The sequence below is a fragment of the Lysobacter sp. Soil_N_23 genome (genome assembly GCF_057656135.1).
On sequence record NZ_JBDGKY010000005.1, the window covers coordinates 111166 to 132595 of the forward strand.

Below are 21430 nucleotides of genomic sequence, written 5' to 3' on the forward strand. Positions count from 1 at the left end.
AGTGGGGTGGCGGGGTGCCGTCGAATGGGCGGCGGTCAAATGGGACGGGTCTTAATAAGCGATAATGCGCGGCCTCGACTGTAACGCAGCGACCGCATGACCGCCTCCACCCCCACCGCCCGCATCCTCGACGGCAAGCGCATTGCCGACGACCTGCTCGACAACCTCAAGGCCCGGGTCGCCGCGCGGGTCGCGGCCGGCAAGTCGCGCCCCGGCCTGGCGGTGGTGCTGGTCGGCAACGACCCGGCGTCCAGCGTCTATGTCCGCAACAAACGTCGCGCCGCGGAAAAAGTGGGCATCCGCGCCATCGACTACGACCTGCCGGCCGACACCGGCAACGACGAGCTGCTGGCCCTGATCGACCGGCTCAACGCCGATCCCGAGGTCCACGGCATCCTGGTCCAGCTGCCGCTGCCGGACCGCCGCGATGCCACCGGCCTGATCCACCGCATCGACCCGCGCAAGGACGTCGACGGCTTCCACCCCGAGAACGTCGGTCACCTGGCCCTGCGCCAGTTCGGCCTGCGCCCGTGCACGCCGCGCGGCATCACCACGCTGCTGGCCTACACCGACAAGGCCGTGCGCGGGCAGAGCGCGACGATCGTGGGCGTGTCCAACCACGTCGGCCGGCCGATGGCGCTGGAGCTGCTGATCGCCGGCTGCACCGTCACCAGTTGCCACAAGTTCACCCCGCCGGAAGTGCTCGAGACCTCGATCCGCAACGCCGACATCCTGGTCGTCGCGGTCGGCCGCCCGGGCCTGATTCCAGGCGAATGGGTCAAGCCGGGCGCGGTGGTGATCGACGTCGGCATCAATCGCCTCGACGACGGCCGCCTGGTCGGCGACGTCGGCTTTGCCGCCGCGGCTGAACGCGCCAGCTGGATCACCCCGGTCCCCGGCGGCGTCGGCCCGATGACCGTGGCGACGCTGATGCAGAACACGCTGGAGGCCGCCGAGGCCGCCGATTCGGGCCGCGGCTGGTCGCCGGTGTCCTGACTCCGGCGGGCGGTAGGAGCGAGCTTGCTCGCGATCAGGCCGAAACGATCCCTTCCCGCGAGAGGGCTTGCGGACAGGGTGATCGCGAGCAAGCTCGCTCCTACACGCCGGCCCACAGCGTTCCAGGCGCGATATGCGCATCAGGGGTGCCTTCCGGGTTACAATGGCTCGCTTCATCCTCACGGCCCCTGCCCATGCTGCGCATCCAGGCTGAAGCACTGACCTACGACGACGTTTCGCTCGTCCCGGCCCACTCGGTCGTCCTGCCCAAGGACGTCTCGCTCACGACGCGACTCACCCGCGACCTCAACATCCGTCTGCCGATCCTGTCGGCGGCGATGGACACGGTCAGCGAGGCACGCCTGGCCATTGCGATGGCCCAGCTGGGTGGCATCAGCATCATCCACAAGAACATGAGCGTGCAGGCGCAGGCGGCGCAGATCGCCTCGGTCAAGAAGTTCGAGGCGGGCGTGATCAAGGAGCCGTTTACCGTCGGCCCCGAGACCACGATCGCCGAAGTGCTCAAGCTGACCCGTGCCCGCAACATCTCCGGCGTGCCGGTGGTTGACGGCGGCCAGCTGCTCGGCATCGTCACCAGCCGCGACATGCGCTTCGAGAAGAAGCTCGACGATCCGGTCCGTCACATCATGACCAAGAAGGACCGCCTCATCACGGTGCGCGAAGGCGCGACCGACGAGGAGGTCCTGAACCTGCTGCACAAGCACCGCATCGAGAAGGTGCTGGTGGTCAACGACGGCTTCGAGCTGCGCGGGCTGATCACCGTCAAGGACATCCAGAAGAAGTCCGACAACCCCAACGCCGCCTACGACAGCAGCGAACGCCTGCTGGTCGGCGCCGCGGTCGGCGTCGGTGGCGACACCGAGGCGCGTGTGGAAGCGCTGGCGGCGGCCGGCGTGGACGTGGTCGTGGTCGATACCGCGCACGGCCACTCGCAGGGCGTGCTCGACCGCGTGAAGTGGGTGAAGAAGAACTTCCCGCAGTTGCAGGTCATCGGCGGTAACATCGTCACCGGCGATGCCGCACTGGCGCTGATGGACAACGGCGCGGACGCGGTCAAGGTCGGCGTCGGCCCGGGCTCGATCTGCACCACGCGAATCGTGGCCGGCGTCGGCGTGCCGCAGGTCACCGCCGTGGCGATGGTGGCCGAGGCGCTGCAGGACCGCATCCCGCTGATCGCCGACGGCGGCATCCGCTACTCGGGCGATATCGGCAAGGCGCTGGTTGCCGGTGCCTCCACCGTGATGGTCGGCGGCCTGTTCGCCGGCACCGAGGAAGCGCCGGGCGAAGTCGAGCTGTTCCAGGGCCGCAGCTACAAGAGCTACCGCGGCATGGGCAGCATCGGCGCGATGGAGCAGGGCTCCAAGGACCGCTACTTCCAGGACGCGTCGGATGCCGACAAGCTCGTGCCCGAAGGTATCGAAGGTCGCGTTCCGTATCGCGGTCCGCTGCGCAACGTGGTCCATCAGCTCGCCGGCGGCCTGCGCGCGACGATGGGCTATGTCGGCTGCGCGACCATCGAAGACATGCGCAAGAAGCCCAGCTTCGTGCGCATCACCAACGCCGGCGCGCGCGAGAGCCACGTGCACGACGTGCAGATCACCAAGGAACCGCCGAACTACCGCGCCGGGTGATGCCGGCGCCGTTCGGCGTTTGTTGTTACCGCCGCAGTAGACCGTCATTCCCGCGAAGGCGGGAACCCAGCGACTTTGCTTCGAGCGAATGATCGCTGGGTTTCCACTTGCAACCGGGGACGACATCAACAGCGCAAGACACTGGGTTCCCGCCTTCGCGGGAATGACGAGCTGCAAGAGAGATCTGGCCCGAATTCCGATGACCGACATCCACAGCGACAAGATCCTGATCCTCGACTTCGGCGCGCAGTACACGCAGCTGATCGCCCGCCGCATCCGCGAGATCGGCGTCTACTGTGAGATCTGGGCCTGGGACCACGATCCAGCCGAGATCGCGAAGTACGGCGCGAAGGGCATCATTCTCTCCGGTGGCCCGGAGTCGACGACCGAGCACGGCGCGCCTGCCGCGCCGCAGGAAGTGTTCGATTCGGGCCTGCCGATCCTGGGCATCTGCTACGGCATGCAGACGCTGGCCGCGCAGCTGGGCGGCGCCACCGAAGCCGCCGATGCGCGCGAGTTCGGTCATGCCGAGGTCGAGCTGGTCGCGCGCGACGCGCTGCTCGGCGGCCTGTCCGACCACGACGGCGAGCCGCGCATCGACGTGTGGATGAGCCACGGCGACCACGTTGCCAAGGCGCCGCCGGGCTGGACCGTCACCGCCGTCACCGACCGCATCCCCGTCGCGGCAATGGCGCTGGAATCCAAGCGCTGGTACGGCGTGCAGTTCCACCCGGAAGTGACCCACACCAAGCAGGGCACGACCCTGCTGCGCCGCTTCGTCACCGAGATCTGCGGCTGCAAGACGCTGTGGACCGCCGCGCACATCATCGATGACCAGATCGCCCGCGTGCGCGAGAAGGTCGGCTCCGACGAAGTCATCCTCGGCCTGTCCGGCGGCGTCGACTCCTCGGTCGTGGCCGCGCTGCTGCACAAGGCCATCGGCGAGCAGCTGACCTGCGTGTTCGTCGACACCGGCCTGCTGCGCTGGAACGAGGGCGATCAGGTGATGGCGATGTTCGCCGAGCATATGGGCGTGAAGGTCGTGCGCGTGAACGCTGCCGACCGCTACTTCAAGGCGCTTGAGGGCGTCAGCGACCCGGAAGCCAAGCGCAAGATCATCGGCAACCTGTTCGTCGAGATCTTCGACGAGGAGTCGTCCAGGCTCGCCAACGCCAAGTGGCTGGCGCAGGGCACGATCTATCCGGACGTGATCGAGTCGGCCGGCAGCAAGACCGGCAAGGCGCACGTGATCAAGAGTCACCACAACGTTGGCGGCCTGCCCGAAGACATGAAGCTCGGCCTGGTCGAGCCGCTGCGCGAACTGTTCAAGGACGAAGTGCGGCGCCTGGGCGTCGAACTCGGCCTGCCGCGCGCGATGGTCTACCGCCATCCGTTCCCGGGTCCGGGCCTGGGCGTGCGCATTCTCGGCGAGGTCAAGCGCGAGTACGCCGAACTGCTGGCCAAGGCCGACCACATCTTCATCGAGGAGCTGCGCAAGGCCGAGCTGTACGACCGCACCAGCCAGGCCTTCGCGGTGTTCCTGCCGGTCAAGTCGGTTGGTGTGGTGGGCGATGCCCGTGCCTACGAGTGGGTGATCGCGCTGCGTGCCGTTGAGACCATCGACTTCATGACGGCGCATTGGGCGCACCTGCCGTATGACTTCCTTGGCAGGGTTTCAAACCGTATTATCAATGAGTTGCGCGGTGTATCTCGGGTTGTTTATGACATAAGTGGCAAGCCGCCCGCGACCATCGAGTGGGAGTAGGCGGGGCGCCACATTTACAGGGAGCGTAAATGAAGAAGATCGTGTTGCTGGTGATTCTGGCGGGGCTGGCATTCTGGTATTTCGATTTCAGTCGCCGTATGGATGAGGCGTCGATTCGCGAGGCGTATCGGGAACAAGCCGGGGCCATCGAGGCGGCCAACGCTTCAGCAGTGTGTTCGCGGATGACCGACGATTACCGCATGGTCGACACAACCTTCGGTCCGGAGGGTAAACAGACGCGGACGATGGGGCGCGAGGAAGCCTGCGCGGAACTGGAACGGTCACTGAAGATTTTCGACCGGCTTGGCGATGCGTCGGGCGGTTTGTTGAGCCCGGAATTCGATGTCGAGATCAAGCGCATCGAATTGTCGCCCGACCGAAAGACCGCCACCGTGGACGGGGTCAGCACTATCAGGATCGGTGGCACCATGGTTGCGCGCAGCCGCGGCCAGGACCGGCTGATCCGCCGTGCCGGCCGGATCCTGAGCCAAGGCGGTGAATCGAAGTCTTGGGTATACGCGCAGTGACGGATCTCCTCGCCATCGACACGCAATGGATGCGCCACGCGCTGGCCCTGGCCGAGCGCGCCGAGCGCGAGGACGACGAGATTCCCGTCGGCGCGGTGCTGGTCTCGGCGGCCGGCGAGGTGCTCGGCGAAGGCTGGAACCGCAACATCACCGAGCAGGATCCGACCGCGCACGCCGAGATCGTGGCGATACGCCAGGCCGGACGCCGACTGGGCAATCATCGACTGCTGGGCACGACGTTGTACGTGACCCTGGAACCGTGCGCGATGTGCGCGATGGCGATGGTGCATGCACGCATCGGGCGCGTGGTCTTCGGCGCCAGCGACCCCAAGACCGGTGCGGCGGGCAGCGTGTTCGACCTGCTCGCCGATCCGCGCCACAACCATCGCGTGCTGGTGCACGGTGGCGTGCTGGGTGAAGAGTCCGGTGCGCGATTGACGGCCTATTTCCGGCGCAAGCGCGGCAAGGTCTGAGTAGTTCCGACCCCTCTCCCGCGTGCGGGAGAGGGGTTGGGGTGAGGGCGATCGGAAGCGACAGCGCAAGAGCGCCCTCATCCGCCCCCGTATCAAGTACGGGGCAGGCTCTCCGGGCCCCTTCTCCCGCAAGCGGGAGAAGGGGCACATCGCTCAGAGTTCCGAGCCCCTCTCCCGCGTGCGGGAGAGGGGTTGGGGTGAGGGCGATCGAAGCGACAGCGCAAGAGCGCCTTCATCCGCCCCCGTATCAAGTACGAGGCAGGCTCTCTCCGGGCACCTTCTCCCGCGAGCGGGAGAAGGGACAGATCGCTCAGAGTTCCGAGCCCCTCTCCCGCGTGCGGGAGACGGGTTGGGGTGAGGGCGATCGGAAGCGACAGCGCAAGAGCGCCCTCATCCGCCCTTCGGGCACCTTCTCCCGCAAGCGGGAGAAGGGACAGGTCGGTCAGTCGTTGCTCAGGTCGATCCTGTCCTTGGCCAGCTGCTCGTTGAGCTCCAGGTCGAGCATGTGCAGGCCCAGCTTGGCCTCGCGCCCCAGGCACAGCGAGGCGGCGAACATCAGCAGCACGCCGACCATCGCCAGCCCGGTGGGCAACAGGTCGAGCCGGTAGCCCAGGAACGCATCCACCGCGATGCCCAGGCTGGTGCCGACGAACGCGCTGATCGACGCATACAGCATGCGCACCGACGCCAGCACCAGGTAGGAGCGGCGGCGATGGGTGGCGATGCGTGCTTCCAGCGCGACCCGGGCCGGTCCCTGTTCGGTCGCGCGCAGCACCTCGATCTCGCTGCGCATGCGATCGACCACGCGTGCCAGGCGGTTGTTCGACGAGATCAGCAGCGAGCTGGCGGCGGTCAGGAAGAACGCGGGCGTGATCATCGCCGAGACGACGGCGTAGTGCGACGGGTCGATCGCGAGGGGTGAAGGCATGCGGATTCCGTGACTGCGTTGCGGGCGGCGCGGGTGCGGGCTGGCTGTATGATGCTACCGACATCCCTTCAGTGCGAGCCCATGGCTGCGAGCAACGACGAGCATCTGATCTGGATCGATCTGGAAATGACCGGCCTGGATACCGACAACGATTCGATCCTCGAGATCGCCACGCTGGTGACCGACAAGCAGCTCAACATCCTGGCCGAAGGGCCGGAGCTGGCGATCGTGCATCCGGTGTCGCGCCTGGAAGCGATGGACGAATGGAACCGCAACCAGCATGGCAAGTCCGGCTTGTGGAAGCGCGTGGTCGAAAGCAGGGTGACCCTGGCCGAAGCCGAAGCGAGCACCCTGGCGTTCCTCGCTCACTGGGTGCCGGCCGGCCGTTCGCCGATGTGCGGCAACTCGATCTGCCAGGACCGCCGCTTCCTGCATCGCCTGATGCCGCGGCTGGAGCGCTACTTCCACTACCGCAATCTCGACGTCAGCACCGTCAAGGAACTGGCCCGGCGCTGGGCACCCGAGGTGCTGGCCGGCGTCAGCAAGGACGCGCGGCATACGGCGCTCAGCGACGTGCACGACTCCATCGCGGAGCTGCGGCACTACCGGGCGTCGATGGGGAAGCTGGGCGGGTTGTAGGCCCGCCGGCTGCTACTCCGGCTTGGCCGGTGTCGGGGTCACCACCACCTTCACCCCCTGGTCCTGCGCCACGTGGTGGTACATGCGCACGTCGCGCTGGGGGTAGGGGATGCTGATGCCATCGCGGTCGAAGGCGGCCTTGATGCGCTCGTTGAGATCGCACTTGGTGCTGAAGTGGTCGGCGTTGCTGACGTGGCAGCGGATGCCCAGCTTCACCGCGCTGTCGGCCAGCTCGTAGACGACCACGTCCGGCGCCGGCTCGGGCAGGATCCGCTTGTCGGCATGCATGATCGACAGGACCGCCGCGCGTGCGGCCTCGATGCTGTCGTTGTAGCCGATGCCGACGATCAGCTCGATGCGGCGAACCGTATCGGGCGTGAGGTTGATGATCGGTGCGGTCGTGATCAGGCTGTTGGGCAGCACGATGGTCTGGTTGTCGGAGCCGCGCAGCCTGGTCTGGAAGATGCTGACCGATTCGACCTTGCCGCTCTTGCCGCCGATGTCGACGATGTCGCCGACGCGGAACGGCTTGAGCGTCACCAGCATCACGCCCGAGGCGACGTTGGACAGCGAGTCCTTCATGGCCAGGCCGATCGCCAGGCCGGCCGCGCCGAGGACGGCGAACAGCGATGCCGGCGAGACCTTCAGGAAGATCTGCAGGATCGCCAGCACGAACACCATCAGGATCAGCACGTACGTCACGCGGCTCAGGAACTGCTGCGCCGTGGGTTCGACGTGGGCGCGCGTCAGCGCGCGCGCGACGGCGCGTGCGAGCCACTTGGCGACCTGGATGCCGATATAGAGCGCCAGCAGCGCCGCACCCAGGCGCAGGCCCCATTCGATGGCGACGTCGGACCAGCCATCGGCCCGCTTGATCTCGTTGACGATCTGCTCGGGAGTCAAAAGACACCTCCTTCAAAATGCGACGCCCCGCATCAGCGGGGCGTCAGGTTCAGCGCAAGTCTAACGGCACCGGCGTTAGTGGCTCGTCATCGGTCGACAATCACGCCGTCGAAAATCACACCGCCGAAAATCACGCCGCTTTCGACTTGGCCTTGGCCTTGGCCAGGCGCAGCCAGGTGTCGACGACGGTGTCGGGGTTCAGCGAGACCGACTCGATGCCCTGGTCCATCAGCCACTCGGCAAGGTCGGGGTGATCGCTCGGGCCCTGGCCGCAGATGCCGACGTACTTGCCCTTGGCGCGCGCGGTCGAGATGGCCATCGCCAGCAGCTTCTTCACCGCCGGATCGCGCTCGTCGAACAGCTTGGCGACGATGCCCGAGTCGCGGTCCAGGCCCAGGGTGAGCTGGGTCAGGTCGTTGGAACCGATCGAGAATCCGTCGAAGATCTCGAGGAACTCCTCGGCCAGCAGGGCGTTCGACGGCACTTCGCACATCATGATGATCTTGAGGCCATCCTTGCCCTGCTCGAGGCCGTTGGCCTTGAGCACTTCGACCACCTTGCGGCCTTCATCGAGCGTGCGCACGAACGGGATCATGACCCAGCAGTTGGTCAGGCCCATTTCCTCGCGCACCTTCAGCACCGCGCGGCATTCCAGCGCGAAGGCGTCGGTGAAGCTCGGGTCGACGTAACGGCTGGCGCCGCGGAAGCCGATCATCGGGTTCTCTTCATGCGGCTCGTAGCGGTTGCCGCCGATGAGGTTGGCGTACTCGTTGGACTTGAAGTCCGACAGGCGCACGATCACGGGGTTCGGCGCGAACGACGCGGTGATGGTGGCGATGCCTTCGGCCAGGCGGTCGACGTAGAACGCAACCGGGTCGCCGCCGTAGCCGGCGATCTTCTCGTCGATCTTCTTCTTGGTCTCGGCGTCCTGCTGCTTGTACTCGAGCAGGGCCTTGGGATGGATGCCGATGTGGCTGGCGATGATCATTTCCAGGCGCGCCAGGCCGACACCGGCGTTGGGCAGCATGGCGAAGTCGAAGGCACGCTCGGGGTTGGCGACGTTCATCATCACCTTGAGCGGGGCCTCGGGCATCTTGTCCAGGTCGGCGGTGTGGCGTTCGAAGGGCAGGGCACCGTCGTAGATGAAGCCGGTGTCGCCTTCGGCGCAGCTGATGGTGACTTCCTGGCCGTCCTTGATGGTGTCCAGCGCGTTGCCGGTACCGACCACGGCCGGGACGCCGAGCTCGCGGGCGATGATCGCGGCGTGGCAGGTGCGGCCGCCACGGTTGGTGACGATCGCCGCCGAGCGCTTCATCACCGGCTCCCAATCGGGGTCGGTCATGTCGGCCACCAGCACGTCGCCGGGCTGCACGCGGCTCATGTCGGCCAGCGAGCGGACCACGCGGGCCACGCCGGTGCCGACCTTCTGGCCGATCGCGCGGCCTTCGCAGATCACCTCGCCACGCTTGCTGAGCTGGTAGCGCTCGATCTGGGTGGCCTTGGCGCGCGACTTCACGGTTTCCGGACGCGCCTGGACGATGAACAGCTTGCCGCTGACGCCGTCCTTCGCCCACTCGATGTCCATCGGGCGGCCGTAGTGCTTCTCGATGACCAGCGACTGCTTGGCCAGTTCCTGCACGTCCTCGTCGTTGATCGAGAACGTGTTGCGCAGATCGGCCGGCGTCTCTTCGATGCGCACGCGCTCACCGGGCACGTCGGAATAGACCATGCGCTGCTGCTTGGCGCCGATGCCGCGGCGCAGGATCGCCTTCTTGCCCTGCAGCAGGGTCGGCTTGTAGACGTAGAACTCGTCCGGGTTGACCGCGCCCTGCACGACCATCTCGCCCAAGCCGTAGCTGGAGGTGATGAACACCACGTCGCGGAAACCCGACTCGGTGTCCAGGGTGAACAGCACGCCGGAGGAACCGAGGTTGGAGCGCACCATCAGCTGCACGCCGGCCGACAGGAACACGTCCTCGTGCTTGAAGCCGTGGTGCACGCGGTAGGCGATGGCGCGATCGTTGTAGAGGCTGGCGAACACTTCCTTGACCTTGTGCACGACGTCGTCGGCACCGGTGACGTTGAGGAAGGTCTCCTGCTGGCCGGCGAACGAGGCATCGGGCAGGTCTTCGGCGGTCGCCGAGGAGCGCACGGCCACGGCGACTTCACCGCCGCCGTTCTCGTCGCACAGCTGCTTGTAGGCGGTGCGGATGTCGGCATCCAGCTGCGGCTGCAGCGGCGCGTCGATCACCCACTTGCGGATCTCGCCACCGGCCGCGGTCAGCGCCGGCACGTCCTCGACGTCGAGCGTGGCGAGCTTGTCGTAGATGCGCTGGTGCAGGTTGTTGTGGGCGATGAAGTCCTTGAAGGCTTCGGCCGTGGTGGCGTAGCCGCCCGGGACGGAAACACCCAGGCCCGCAAGGTTGCCGATCATCTCGCCGAGCGAGGAATTCTTGCCGCCGACACGGGCCAGATCGGTAAGGCGCAGCGCGTGCAGCCAGAGGATGTTCTCGTTCAAGCGGGCGGTCTCCAGGGGGTGGGGCACATGCCTGCGCAGGGGGCGGGGCGCATGCGGGCGCAGTGATCCGGATATGATCGCCTCTGCGTCGGATGCATACAAGCTTGATTCGACGGGGTTTTTCGTATTGTGAATGGCAAATTCAGACGGAGCGGGACCATGGCAGGCGTGCGACCGGTGTTCTACGTGTCAGACGGAACGGGCATCACCGCCGAAACCATCGGCCACAGCCTCCTCACCCAGTTCACCGATACCCGGTTCGTGACCGACCGGATCGCCTTCGTCGACAGCATCGACCGGGCCCGGGAGGCGGCGGAGAAGATCCGCGGCGCCGCCGAGATCCATGGGGTCCGCCCGGTCGTCATCAACTCCTGCATGGACGCCGACGTCAGCGCGGCCCTGGCCGAGAGCGGGGCGCTGATGCTGGACGTGTTCGCGCCCTTCATCGAGCCGCTGGAGCGCGAACTGGAGCAGACCCGCCAGCGCTACGTCGGCCGCGCCCACGGCATGGTCGACTTCGACACCTACCACCGCCGCATCAACGCGATGAACTTCGCCCTGACCCATGACGACGGCCAGGCGATCGACTACGCCGATGCCGACCTGGTGCTGGTGGCGGTGTCGCGGGCGGGCAAGACGCCGACCTGCGTGTACCTGGCGCTGCATTACGGCATCCGCGCCGCCAACTACCCGCTGACCGAGGAAGACCTCGAGCACGACCGCCTGCCGCCGCGCCTGCGCCCGTACCGCAACAAGCTGTTCGGGCTGACCATCGACGCGGGACGCCTGCAGCAGATCCGCCAGGAGCGCCGACCGAACTCGCGCTACGCGCAGCTGGAAACCTGCAAGCGCGAAGTCGCCGCGGCGGAAATGATGTTCCGCGCAGAGAGAGTTCCGACGCTGAGCACGACCCATACCTCGATCGAGGAGATCGCGAGCAAGGTGCTGACGACGCTGGGAATCCATCGCGAGATGTTCTGAAGCGCCGTTGCGGCGCGAAAGCCCGGGTGGGAAGGCCCGAAAAACGGCCCGGAAACAGCCTCGGAAAAGCAACGCGAGGAATGCTTACCGTAGGCCTACCGGGGCAGTGCGTCAACGCTGCCGCGCGGGCGCCATGGCGTGTAGGATCGGGCGCATGATGACGTCCCTGGCCACGCGAACCGCACGCATTCCCCGCCTGAGCCGCTTCGGCTGGCTGATGGGTCTGTACGCGGAGAACCACGACAGGTTCACGCGGATGTTTCCGCCGGCGGGGCTGCTGGTCGGAACCTACTGTTCCAGTGCCGGCGACCACCTGGACCTGCAGCTGGACGTGATCGAGCAGCACCGTTACACCACCGAGCTGCGCATGACCTACGCCATGCGCGATCCGGTCACCGGAGAGCCCGATCCTTCGGCTTTCCTCCGCCTTTACCACGACGCCCGCCAGCTCGAAGTCACCCATTGCTACGTCGGGCGACGCTGGCAGGACGTGATCGGGATGTACCCGCCACCGGCGGAAGTGCTCGACCACCGCACGCAGATGAACACGTTTCTCGGAAAGTGGCTCGAGTATCTAGCCGAGCGGGGACATGGTGTGGCAACATTGCGCCCCGTTGACGCCGGCACAGCCGCTGGCGGACACGACGAAAGAAATCTGGCAGCGAACGCTTGACGACATCGCTGAACGCCCGCTAGAATTTTCGTCTTTCCAGCACACGTGGGGCCATAGCTCAGCTGGGAGAGCGCCTGCATGGCATGCAGGAGGTCGGCGGTTCGATCCCGCCTGGCTCCACCATCTCTTCGACGGGATGTGTGCCGAGAGTTTCACAACCAAGTTTTGTCCCCATCGTCTAGAGGCCTAGGACATTACCCTTTCACGGTAGCGACCGGGGTTCGAATCCCCGTGGGGACGCCATACTAACCCCGGCCGAAAAGCCGGGGGCCACCAGAAGAATCGGTGGCAGCATGTTTAACTTAGGGCTGCCGCAAGGCGGCCCTAATTTTTTGGAAAGATCATGGACAAGATCGACCTCGGTCAGGCCTTCCTGAATCGTGAAGTGATTCCTGGCGTGTCGTACTTTCATAACGATTTCGTCCGGGTCACTGCTGGCAGATATGCCGGAAATTCAGGCTCTTTGGTGACTGTCCTTGCGTTGGAACCGGAGCCGAAGTTCGTACTAGAACTCGAGTCGGGTTTCGACGTGGAAGTCACGCAATCGGAAATCAGTCTCGTCAGTCGGGAATGATTCCCGGGTCGCCACTCCGTCGCCGGCGTCCGGCAGGTACCTGGAAGGCCACTACCGCGCGGATTGTGGGGCCGGGGTTGCCAACCAATCGCCGTGGGGACGCCAGTTGGACAAGCAATCAGGGCTGCCGAGAGGCGGCCCTGATTGTTTTTGGCGATTGAGTCTTCTGCGAATGCCTGGTCTGCGCTGGCGCGCTACCTGTTTCGACCTGCCGCTCGAAGGATCAGCTCCGCGACTTCCCTGGGATGCGACACCAGCGAAAGGTGGCCGGCGTCGAGTTCGATGGTCGTTGCGTTCATCCGCTTGGCCAGGAATCGCTCCAGGTCCGGATTGATCGTCTGGTCGAGCCGCGACACGGCGTAGTACGAGGGTTTGGTTTTCCAGGCGGCCTGGGTGGTGCGTCCTGCGAACAGGGACGATGCGGTCGAACCTTGCACGGCGTACAGCGTCTTCGCCTTCGTGGGCTCAACGCCATTGGCGAAGAACTTCAGGAAGGCTTCCTCCGCCAGCAGGGTGTAGCCGTCGTAGGTCTGTATGCCCGCGCGCACCGCGCCGGTGGGAAACTTTGCCGACAGCGCGACGAAATCCTCGGCGGCATCCGGCGCGCGCGCCGCGACATACACCAGTGCGCTGACCTTTGGATCGGTGCCGACTTCGCTGATCACGGTGCCGCCCCAGGAATGGGCGGCCAGCACCGTGGGGCCGTCCTGCAAGGCCAGTGCCCGGCGCGTTGCAGCCACCGAATCCTCCAGCGAACTGAGCGGATTCTGCGCGGCGGTGACTTTCAGGCCCCCGGCCTGCAGTCGCGGGATCACCTCGGCCCAGCTGGAGCCATCGGCCCACGCGCCGTGCACCAGCACGACGTTGGTTGCTTTGGCAGGTGCGCTTGTCTGCGCGTTCGCGGCGGGCAAGGCAAGCAGGCAGGACACGGCAGTGAACACCGCGAACATCCAGCCATTGGCACGGATCGATGGTTTCATCGTGTCCACTCCACGAGTTCGTGAGCAAGGCACGCCGTGGTCCTGGCACGCCGCCTGCCACATTGGCTGACATGGCGTAAACGCGGAGTCGTTGCCGCGGCTGCCTGCGGGCATACGCAAGCCGTTAACACCGCCCGGGGCATATTCCGCAGCAATGCCGCGTCTACGCGGACATGCAGGAAAGTGCCATGCCAGCTGCCGACACCCGTCCGAGCCCGATGCCTGAAACCATCCTGCCTGCCGGAACGATGGCGCCGGATTTCACCCTCGGCGCCACGCCGGACCAGACGCTGTCGCTGAGTGAACTTCGCGGGCGTCCCGTGATCCTGGCCTTCTATCCGGCCGACTGGAGCCCGGTCTGCGGCGACCAGATGGCGCTGTACAACGAAGTGCTGCCGGCGTTCAAGGAAGCGGGCGCGACGTTGCTGGGGATCTCGGTCGACAGCGTCTGGTGCCATCAGGCCTTCGCCCAGGACCGCCATCTTCACTTCAACCTGCTGGCCGACTTCGAGCCGAAAGGGGACGTGGCGCGACTCTATGGCGCCTACGATGCCCAGCACGGCATGACCCGACGGGCGCTGTTTGTCGTCGACAAGGAAGGCGTGATCGCCTGGAGTCATCTATCGCCAACGGCGGTCAATCCGGGTGCCGACGGCATCCTCGATGCGCTGGACAAGCTCCAGGCCCCATCTCCCGGAAAGGCTGGATAAACCGCCATGGCGAATCTCAAGAATCCGGTTGGCCCGGACGATCACGTCCAGGGCGATGAAAGCGCCGCGGTGACCCTGGTCGAGTACGGGGATTATCAGTGCCCCTATTGCGGCGAGGCCTATCCACAGGTGAAGCAACTCCAGGCGGAATTTGCGCAGGATCTGCGATTCGTGTTCCGCAACTTCCCGATAACCCAACTGCATCCCAACGCAGCCAGTGCGGCGGCTACCGCGGAGTTCGCGGCGAGCAAGGGTCACTTCTGGGAAGCGCATGACGCGCTGTACGAGAATCAGGAAGATCTCGGTGCGCCGTTGTATGTGGAACTGGTCAGTCGGCTGGGGCTGGATCCGGTCGAGCTTCGCGACGCCATCCAGGCCGACGCTTTCGACGAGAAGATCCGCAGCGACTTCAACGGCGGTGTGCGCAGCGGCGTCAACGGAACGCCCTCGTTCTTCATCAACGGTGTGCGCTTCGACGGGCCGGATTTCGAGGCGCTGCGTGACCGCATCAGCGATCTCATCTCAGGCGCGCGCCAGTGAGCGGCATGGACGCATCGATGGCCGTTCCATACGGAACGCGAGCCGGACGACAGTGATCGTCGGCTGATTCGTGCCGAAAGGGAACCATGGCGTTGCCGCCTGCACCGGTACCGGGTACCGCTGCTGCATGCTTGAATCGAGCCAGATCAGGCATCCCATGCCAACGTGCTATCGATCATCGCGCCGCGGTCTGGCCTGATGGCGGTCGTCAGTTTTCTGTCGCGCAGTGCGGATCGCACGGAGACCCACCATGGACAAGCCTGCAACGGAACCTCTCGACCAGAACCGCCGCCTGTTGCTGGGCACTGCGGCATTGGGCATGGCGATGACGCCGCTGGCGCTGGCCGGCGGCGCCCAGGCGCAGACGCCCCCCGAACCGGCGACCGCATCCGCGGCCGGGCGGTCGAGCCGCAATTCCTTCACGCCACTGAAACAGGTCCGCGCCGGTGTCCTGGATGTCGCCTACGTGCAGGAAGGCCCGGCCTCCGGTCCGCCCGTCATCCTCCTGCATGGCTGGCCGTATGACATCTACAGCTATGTCGATGTCGCGCCGCTGCTGGTGTCGGCAGGTTATCGCGTGATCATTCCCTACCTGCGCGGCTACGGCACGACACGTTTCCAGTCCGCGCAAACGCCCCGCAATGGTCAGCCCGTCGCGCTGGCGCAGGACGTGATCGACCTGATGGATGCGCTCGCAATCAACAAGGCCATCGTCGCCGGTTATGACTGGGGCGCGCGCTCGGCAGGCATCGTCGCCGCGCTCTGGCCCGAGCGGGTCAAGGCCCTCGTGTCGGTGAGCGGTTACCTCATCGGCAGCCAGAAGGCCGCGCAGGCACCGCTCGCGCCGGAAGCGGAGCTGCAGTGGTGGTACCAGTTCTACTTCGCCACCGAACGCGGCCGCGCAGGCTACGACAAGGACCGGCATGACTTCGCCAAGCTGATCTGGAAGCTGGCGTCGCCGAAGTGGGCGTTCGACGATGCGACCTTCGACCGCAGCGCGGCGGCGTTCGAGAATCCCGATCACGTCGCCATCGTCATCCACAACTATCGCTGGCGCCTGGGTCTGGCCGAGGGCGAAGCGAAATTCGACGCGATGGAAAGCCGGCTCGCCGAATTTCCCTCCGTGACCGTGCCGACGATCACCCTGGAAGGTGATGCCAACGGCGCGCCGCATCCGCCGCCGGAGTCGTATGCGAAGCGTTTCACGGGCAAGTACGAGCATCGCCTGATCACCGGCGGCATCGGCCACAACCTGCCGCAGGAAGACCCGCATGCGTTCGCGCAGGCAGTGATCGATGTCGATCGGCTCTGATTCAATCAAAGGAGAAGCGGATATGAAGACCCTGTTGGTCGCGCTGGCCCTGGTCGCCGGCACCCTTGTTGGCGCCGACGCCGCTGCGCAGGCGGCAAAGCCGACCATCGTCCTGGTGCATGGTGCATTCGCGGATGCGTCGAGCTGGAACGGCGTGATCGAGATCCTGAAGAAGGACGGTTATCCGGTGGTGGCTGTGGCCAATCCGCTGCGCGGTGTCGCCAGCGATGGCCAGTATGTATCGGATGTCGTGGCCAGCGTGACCTCGCCGGTGGTGCTGGTCGGGCATTCGTACGGCGGCAGCGTCATTTCCGCGGCGGCGCGCGGCCATGGCAACGTCAAGGCGCTGGTGTTCGTCAGCGCGTTCGCGCCCGAAGCCGGGGAGACCGCGGCCGGGTTATCGGGCAAGTTCCCGGGTAGCACGCTCGGTCCGACGCTGGCTCCACCGGTGAAGCTGGCCACTGGCGGCACCGATCTGTACATCCAGCAGGACAAGTTCCATGCGCAGTTCGCTGCCGATGTGTCGTCGGCGGATGCGGGCCTGATGGCGGCCACACAGCGTCCGATCACCGAAGCCGCGCTCAACGAGACCTCCGGCACGCCGGCCTGGAGCAGTGTGCCTTCGTGGTTCATCTATGGCGACAAGGACAGGAACATCCCGCCGCAGGCGCTGGCATTCATGGCCAAGCGCGCCGGATCGAAGCAGACCGAGGTCGTTGCCGGCGCATCGCACGTGGTGATGGTGTCCCATGCCGGGGCCGTGGCGAAGTTGATCGAGCGCGCTGCGGCGACGCGGTGATCGTCATTCCGGCGCAAGCAGTCGGCGGGCAGCGTCGCCCACCGTGCCCGCGTGCGCCAGGTCGTCGAGGATGGGGCAGTCGGGCCGGTCGTCGCCATGGCAGCGACGGGCGAGGTCCTGCAGGGTGCGTTGCATCGCCTGCATCTCGTTGATCTTCACCGTCAGCTCGTCGACGTGCGCCTGTGCCAGCTTCTTCACTTCGGCGCTGGCGCGGCTGCGATCGTCCCAGAGGCCGAGCAGGACCTCGATCTGCTTCATCGAGAATCCAAGCCGGCGCGACCGGTGTATGAAGCCCAGGCGGTGCACGTCGGCGTCGCTGTAGATGCGGTAGCCGGCAAACGTGCGACCGGCCTGCGGGATCAGGCCGATGCTCTCGTAGTGCCGGATCATCTTGGCGCTGACGCCGCTCAGTTGCGCCGCTTCGCCGATATTGTGCAGGCCTTGCTGGCGGGCATCGGCGAGTTCGGGGCGTGGAGGACGGGGCATGACGGGATTCCTCTGTACGTCCTGAATCAATGGTGGGGGTGCCAGCGCCGCAGCAACAGGGTATTGGACACCACGCTCACCGACGACAGTGCCATCGCCGCGCCGGCCACGACCGGATCGAGCAGGCCCCATGCGGCCAGCGGGATGCCGACCACGTTGTAGACGAACGCCCAGAACAGGTTCTGGTGGATCTTGCGGGTGGTGCGGCGGGAGATGTCGATGGCGTCGGCGACCAGGCCGGGCTCGGGCCGCATCAGGGTCACGGCCGCCGCGTGCATGGCGACGTCGGTGCCGCTGCCCATGGCAATGCCGACGTCGGCCGCGGCCAGCGCCGGGGCATCGTTGATGCCATCACCGACCATCGCCACCACGCCGTGTTCGCGCAGCGATGCGATCGCCGCGGCCTTGTCGGCTGGCGCAACGTTGGAGCGAACTTCCTCGATGCCGGTCTGGGTGGCGATCGCATTGGCGGCGCCTTCGTTGTCGCCCGAGATCATCACGGTGCGCACGCCGATGCGATGCAGCCGCTGCACCGCCTCGCGTGCGCCTGGCCGCGGCTGGTCGCGGAACGCCAGCAGGCCGAGCAGGCGCAGGCGGTCAGCGTCGCCAAGCCAGGACACCGTGTGCCCGGACATGGCCAAGGCCTGCGCCTGGTCGCGCAGTGGCGCGATGTCGATGCCGGCGTCTTCCATCATCGCGCTGCTGCCGATCAGCAGCGCGCGGCCGTCGACCGTCCCGCGCAGACCGCGGCCCGGCACTGCGCGCACGTCAACGGCAATCTGGCTGCGCGGCAAACCACGCGCGGCCTCGACCACGGCCTTGGCCAGCGGGTGCTCGCTGCCTGCCTGCAGCGCCGCGGAGAGAGCCAGCAACGCCGGCACGTCACCATCGACGGCCACGGTATCGGTCAGCTCCGGCCGCCCTTGCGTCAGCGTGCCGGTCTTGTCGAACGCCACCGTTGCGATGCGGTGCGCGTTTTCCAGCGCCTGCGCGTCCTTGATGAGAATGCCCGCGCGGGCGGCGACGCCGGTGCCGGCCATGATCGCCGTCGGCGTTGCCAGGCCCAGCGCGCACGGGCAGGCGATGACGAGGACGGCAACGGCATTGAGGATGGCCTGGTTCCAGTCGCCCGATGCCAGGCCCCAGCCGAGCAGGGTGACCAGCGCGATCGCGATGACGACCGGCACGAACACCGCGCTGACCCGGTCGACCGTTCGCTGGATCGGCGCCTTGCCGGCCTGCGCGTCCTCGACCAGTCGGATGATCCGCGCCAGCGCGCTTTCGGCGCCGACGGCCGTGGTTTCCACCACCACCAGCCCCTCGCCGTTGACCGCGCCACCGGTAACGCGGTCGCCCTCGGACTTGGCCACCGGCAGCGATTCACCGGTGACCATGGACTCGTCGGCATGCGTACGGCCTTCGGCGATCACGCCATCGACCGGAAAGCGTTCGCCGGGACGAACGATCACCAGGTCTGCGAGCCGCACGTCATCGATGCGGACATCGACGTCGCTGCCGCTGCGACGTACACGCGCCGTGGTCGGGCGCAAGGCCTGGAGTGCGCGGATCGCTTCGGTGGTCTGGCGCTTGGCGCGTGATTCCAGCCACTTGCCCAGCAGCACCAGTGTGATGACCACCGCCGATGCTTCGAAGTACAGCGCAGCAGTGCCGTGGTGCGCGCTGGCGCTGAGCAGGCTGGCGTTGAGTAGGTGATAGACGCTCAGACCGTAACCGGCGCTGGTGCCGAGTGCGACCAGCAGGTCCATGTTGCCGGTGCCGGCCTTGAGTGCGTGCCATCCGGCCTTGTAGAAGCGCGCACCGAGCCAGAACTGCACCGGCGTGGCAAGGGCAAACTGCAACCAGCCCGGCAGCATCCAGTGCTGACCGCCAAGGAGGCCGACCATCGGCAGGACCAGTGGCAGCGACAACGCGATCGCGAGCAGCAGGTGGCGCGTTTCGCGCGGCATGCCGACGCGGCCCGCGGTCATCGTGTCCGCGGTTGGCGACGTGTCGGGCTGTTGAGCGCTGTAGCCCGCTGCGCGTACCGCGGCCTCTAGCTCGGCCGTAGTGACGCGGTCGATGGCGCGCACCTGGGCACGTTCCGTTGCCAGGTTGACGCTGGCGTCCAGCACGCCGGGCACTGCACGCAGCGCCTTCTCGATACGGCCTGCGCAGGAGGCGCAGGTCATGCCGCCGATGACGAGGTCGATGGTGCGGGTCGGCACCGAATAGCCGCTCGCGGCGACGGCGTCGGCAAGTGTGGGCAGAGCGACCGTGCCGTCGGTTCCGACTTCGGCGGTTTCGGTGGCGAGGTTGATCTCGGCGTGGGTCACGCCGGGCAGGGACTTGAGGGCGCGTTCGATACGGCCGGCGCAGGAAGCGCAGGTCATGCCGGCAACGCCGAAGCGCCAGTGGCCGGACTCGGCCGTCACGGGGAGGGCAGTGCTCATGTCGGACTCCTTTCAGATCAATCAGATGGAGCAAGCCTGAGGGTTCCCATGATGGGAAGGTCAACCCGCGTGGTCCATACGGCTTGACTTTGAGTCATTAATTCGTAAATTCGCGAACTATGGAAATGACATCCGCTCTGGCAGCCCTCAACGCCCTCGGCCACGAGTCGCGCCTTGCCGCCTTTCGTCAGCTGGTACAGGCCGGGCCCGACGGCATGTCCGTCGGCGAACTGCGGGAACGGTTGGGTCTGGCCCCGGCCACGCTCACGGCCCATCTGAACGTGCTGCGCGCCGCCGCCCTGGTGCATGACCAGCGCGAGGGCAGGGTGATCCGGATTCGCGCCAACTACCTGCAGATGAACGACCTGCTGGCCTACCTCACCGAAAACTGCTGTGCCGGCGTCGCCCAATGCGAACCGGCCGTCGCATGCGTCCCTCGCAGAACAGGAGCTTCACAATGAACCGCTTCCACGTGCATCTGAACGTCGCCGACATTGCCGCCAGCATCGACTTCTACACCGAACTGTTCGCGACGCCGCCGTCTGTTGTGAAGGACGACTACGCCAAATGGATGCTCGCCGATCCGCGCGTGAACTTCGCCATCTCGAACACGGGGCGCGCACCCGGCATCGACCACCTCGGTTTCCAGGTGGAGAGCGAGGGAGACCTGGCGGAGATCGGTCGGCGCCTGGACGTGGCCGGAGGCACGGTCGTGCCCGAGCAGGGGGCCGTCTGCTGTTACGCACGATCGGACAAATTGTGGACGCACGATCCGCAAGGCACGCGCTGGGAAACGTTCCGCACCGTCGGTGAGGCAACGACCTACCACGGCGAAGAGGCTGCCTGCGCTGCCGGTGAGGCGAACTGTGGCCCGGGCATGGAGTCGGTGAAACCAGATGTGGAAAAGGTCACATCCTGCTGCACACCGCAATCGGCCTGCTGCTGAGCGAAGTCGGTTAGCGAAGAACACCGTCTGATCTGTCCTGCTTCCGCAATCTGCATGACCAAACCTATTGGAGCGCCTCCGTGAGCGAACGGACCTATGAAGTGTTGTTCCTGTGCACGGGCAATTCCGCGCGCAGCCAGATGGCCGAAGCCCTGCTCAACGTCATGGGCAAGGGGCGTTTCCGCGCCCACAGTGCCGGCAGTCATCCGGCCGGAGCGGTCCAGCCGATGGCCGCCGAACTCATTGCCGAGTTGGGCTACCCGGTTGCGGGCCTGCGCAGCAAGAGCTGGGACGAGTTCGCCACCCGCGATGCGCCCGAGATCGACATCGTCATCACCGTCTGCGACAACGCCGCCGGCGAGGCCTGCCCGGTCTGGCCCGGCCTCCCCGCCGTGGCCCACTGGGGCGTGGAGGATCCAAGGCCTGGCGACCTGCAATCATTCAAACAAGCCTGGGTGACGTTGCGTCGCCGTATCGAGTTGCTGCTTGCACTGCCGATGGAAAAGCTCGATCGGCTCGCACGCGAACAGCACCTGCGACAGATTGCCCAGGACACCTGACCCTACCGTGATGCCTCA

Annotated in this window: 22 protein-coding genes and 2 tRNA genes; 18 read left to right on the forward strand and 6 right to left on the reverse strand. The window is 66.2% G+C overall.

From position 1 onward, the window contains the following. Positions 1-96 precede the first annotated feature (96 nt). The 5 genes from folD (at position 97) to tadA (ending at position 5413) form a co-directional block, all read left to right on the forward strand. Positions 97-996 (forward strand): bifunctional methylenetetrahydrofolate dehydrogenase/methenyltetrahydrofolate cyclohydrolase FolD, encoded by a 900-nt coding sequence (folD, locus tag AC3A3X_RS05845; protein ID WP_200605318.1) that lies wholly within the window; start codon positions 97-99, stop codon positions 994-996. 194 nt (positions 997-1190) lie between these two features. Next, positions 1191-2648 carry an IMP dehydrogenase gene (guaB, locus tag AC3A3X_RS05850; protein WP_487582096.1) on the forward strand — a complete coding sequence of 486 codons (1458 nt, stop codon included), beginning with the start codon at positions 1191-1193 and terminating at the stop codon, positions 2646-2648. Positions 2649-2847: 199 nt separating this feature from the next. Next, a complete protein-coding gene (gene guaA / locus AC3A3X_RS05855) occupies positions 2848-4413 on the forward strand; it encodes a glutamine-hydrolyzing GMP synthase (protein ID WP_487582097.1) in 1566 nt (521 codons plus the stop codon). A 29-nt stretch (positions 4414-4442) separates the two neighbouring features. Then, positions 4443-4940, forward strand: coding sequence for a Cif family virulence factor (locus tag AC3A3X_RS05860; RefSeq protein WP_487582098.1), 498 nt, complete (start codon positions 4443-4445; stop codon positions 4938-4940). Between the two features lie 29 nt (positions 4941-4969). Next, positions 4970-5413 (forward strand): tRNA adenosine(34) deaminase TadA, encoded by a 444-nt coding sequence (gene tadA / locus AC3A3X_RS05865; RefSeq protein ID WP_487582199.1) that lies wholly within the window; start codon positions 4970-4972, stop codon positions 5411-5413. A 442-nt stretch (positions 5414-5855) separates the two neighbouring features. Here tadA and AC3A3X_RS05870 read toward each other — a convergent pair whose 3' ends face one another. Beyond that, entirely contained in the window at positions 5856-6341 is a 486-nt protein-coding gene (locus AC3A3X_RS05870) for a DUF2721 domain-containing protein (RefSeq protein ID WP_487582099.1), read from the reverse strand. An 81-nt stretch (positions 6342-6422) separates the two neighbouring features. Here AC3A3X_RS05870 and orn point away from each other — a divergent pair, with 81 nt between their 5' ends. Continuing rightward, positions 6423-6980: an oligoribonuclease gene (orn, locus tag AC3A3X_RS05875; protein WP_487582100.1), complete on the forward strand. Its 558-nt coding sequence runs from the start codon at positions 6423-6425 to the stop codon at positions 6978-6980. Positions 6981-6992: 12 nt separating this feature from the next. Here the strand turns inward: orn and AC3A3X_RS05880 are convergent, their stop codons facing one another. Then, positions 6993-7883 carry a mechanosensitive ion channel family protein gene (locus AC3A3X_RS05880; protein WP_487582101.1) on the reverse strand — a complete coding sequence of 297 codons (891 nt, stop codon included), beginning with the start codon at positions 7881-7883 and terminating at the stop codon, positions 6993-6995. 130 nt (positions 7884-8013) lie between these two features. Next, on the reverse strand, positions 8014-10401 hold the full coding sequence (gene ppsA / locus AC3A3X_RS05885) for a phosphoenolpyruvate synthase (protein WP_487582102.1): 2388 nt from the start codon (positions 10399-10401) through the stop codon (positions 8014-8016). Between the two features lie 159 nt (positions 10402-10560). On the opposite strand from ppsA, the gene ppsR reads away from it, so the two are divergent. The 5 genes from ppsR to AC3A3X_RS05910 all read left to right on the forward strand — a co-directional run bounded on the left by ppsR (position 10561) and on the right by AC3A3X_RS05910 (position 12629). Then, positions 10561-11382: a posphoenolpyruvate synthetase regulatory kinase/phosphorylase PpsR gene (gene ppsR, locus AC3A3X_RS05890; protein WP_487582103.1), complete on the forward strand. Its 822-nt coding sequence runs from the start codon at positions 10561-10563 to the stop codon at positions 11380-11382. A 157-nt stretch (positions 11383-11539) separates the two neighbouring features. Beyond that, the gene (locus AC3A3X_RS05895) at positions 11540-12055 is read left to right on the forward strand and encodes a DUF1249 domain-containing protein (protein ID WP_487582200.1); all 516 of its coding nucleotides are present in this window, start codon (positions 11540-11542) and stop codon (positions 12053-12055) included. Positions 12056-12102: 47 nt separating this feature from the next. Continuing rightward, positions 12103-12178: transfer RNA gene (locus tag AC3A3X_RS05900), tRNA-Ala, on the forward strand. Positions 12179-12222: 44 nt separating this feature from the next. After that, a tRNA-Glu gene (locus AC3A3X_RS05905) sits at positions 12223-12298 on the forward strand. A 100-nt stretch (positions 12299-12398) separates the two neighbouring features. Then, positions 12399-12629 carry a hypothetical protein gene (locus AC3A3X_RS05910; protein WP_487582104.1) on the forward strand — a complete coding sequence of 77 codons (231 nt, stop codon included), beginning with the start codon at positions 12399-12401 and terminating at the stop codon, positions 12627-12629. 194 nt (positions 12630-12823) lie between these two features. Here AC3A3X_RS05910 and AC3A3X_RS05915 read toward each other — a convergent pair whose 3' ends face one another. Further along, complete coding sequence (locus AC3A3X_RS05915; protein ID WP_487582105.1) at positions 12824-13579, reverse strand: alpha/beta fold hydrolase; 756 nt, start codon at positions 13577-13579, stop codon at positions 12824-12826. 218 nt (positions 13580-13797) lie between these two features. Here AC3A3X_RS05915 and AC3A3X_RS05920 point away from each other — a divergent pair, with 218 nt between their 5' ends. The 4 genes from AC3A3X_RS05920 (at position 13798) to AC3A3X_RS05935 (ending at position 16970) form a co-directional block, all read left to right on the forward strand. Further along, the gene (locus AC3A3X_RS05920) at positions 13798-14319 is read left to right on the forward strand and encodes a redoxin domain-containing protein (RefSeq protein ID WP_487582106.1); all 522 of its coding nucleotides are present in this window, start codon (positions 13798-13800) and stop codon (positions 14317-14319) included. A 6-nt stretch (positions 14320-14325) separates the two neighbouring features. Beyond that, the gene (locus AC3A3X_RS05925) at positions 14326-14859 is read left to right on the forward strand and encodes a DsbA family protein (RefSeq protein ID WP_487582107.1); all 534 of its coding nucleotides are present in this window, start codon (positions 14326-14328) and stop codon (positions 14857-14859) included. 250 nt (positions 14860-15109) lie between these two features. Further along, a complete protein-coding gene (locus AC3A3X_RS05930) occupies positions 15110-16171 on the forward strand; it encodes an alpha/beta fold hydrolase (RefSeq protein WP_487582108.1) in 1062 nt (353 codons plus the stop codon). 22 nt (positions 16172-16193) lie between these two features. Further along, positions 16194-16970 carry an alpha/beta fold hydrolase gene (locus tag AC3A3X_RS05935; RefSeq protein WP_487582109.1) on the forward strand — a complete coding sequence of 259 codons (777 nt, stop codon included), beginning with the start codon at positions 16194-16196 and terminating at the stop codon, positions 16968-16970. Between the two features lie 3 nt (positions 16971-16973). Here AC3A3X_RS05935 and cueR read toward each other — a convergent pair whose 3' ends face one another. Both cueR and AC3A3X_RS05945 read right to left on the reverse strand, forming a co-directional pair. Next, complete coding sequence (gene cueR, locus AC3A3X_RS05940) at positions 16974-17456, reverse strand: Cu(I)-responsive transcriptional regulator (protein WP_487582110.1); 483 nt, start codon at positions 17454-17456, stop codon at positions 16974-16976. A 26-nt stretch (positions 17457-17482) separates the two neighbouring features. Further along, positions 17483-19906, reverse strand: coding sequence for a heavy metal translocating P-type ATPase (locus AC3A3X_RS05945; protein ID WP_487582111.1), 2424 nt, complete (start codon positions 19904-19906; stop codon positions 17483-17485). 125 nt (positions 19907-20031) lie between these two features. On the opposite strand from AC3A3X_RS05945, the gene AC3A3X_RS05950 reads away from it, so the two are divergent. The 3 genes from AC3A3X_RS05950 (at position 20032) to AC3A3X_RS05960 (ending at position 21412) form a co-directional block, all read left to right on the forward strand. Beyond that, positions 20032-20367: an ArsR/SmtB family transcription factor gene (locus AC3A3X_RS05950; protein ID WP_487582112.1), complete on the forward strand. Its 336-nt coding sequence runs from the start codon at positions 20032-20034 to the stop codon at positions 20365-20367. After that, on the forward strand, positions 20364-20852 hold the full coding sequence (locus AC3A3X_RS05955; RefSeq protein WP_487582113.1) for an ArsI/CadI family heavy metal resistance metalloenzyme: 489 nt from the start codon (positions 20364-20366) through the stop codon (positions 20850-20852). The genes AC3A3X_RS05950 and AC3A3X_RS05955 overlap by 4 nt, the downstream gene beginning before the upstream one ends. Before the next feature lie 80 nt (positions 20853-20932). After that, complete coding sequence (locus AC3A3X_RS05960) at positions 20933-21412, forward strand: arsenate reductase ArsC (RefSeq protein WP_487582114.1); 480 nt, start codon at positions 20933-20935, stop codon at positions 21410-21412. The last annotated feature ends 18 nt before the right edge of the window (positions 21413-21430 follow it).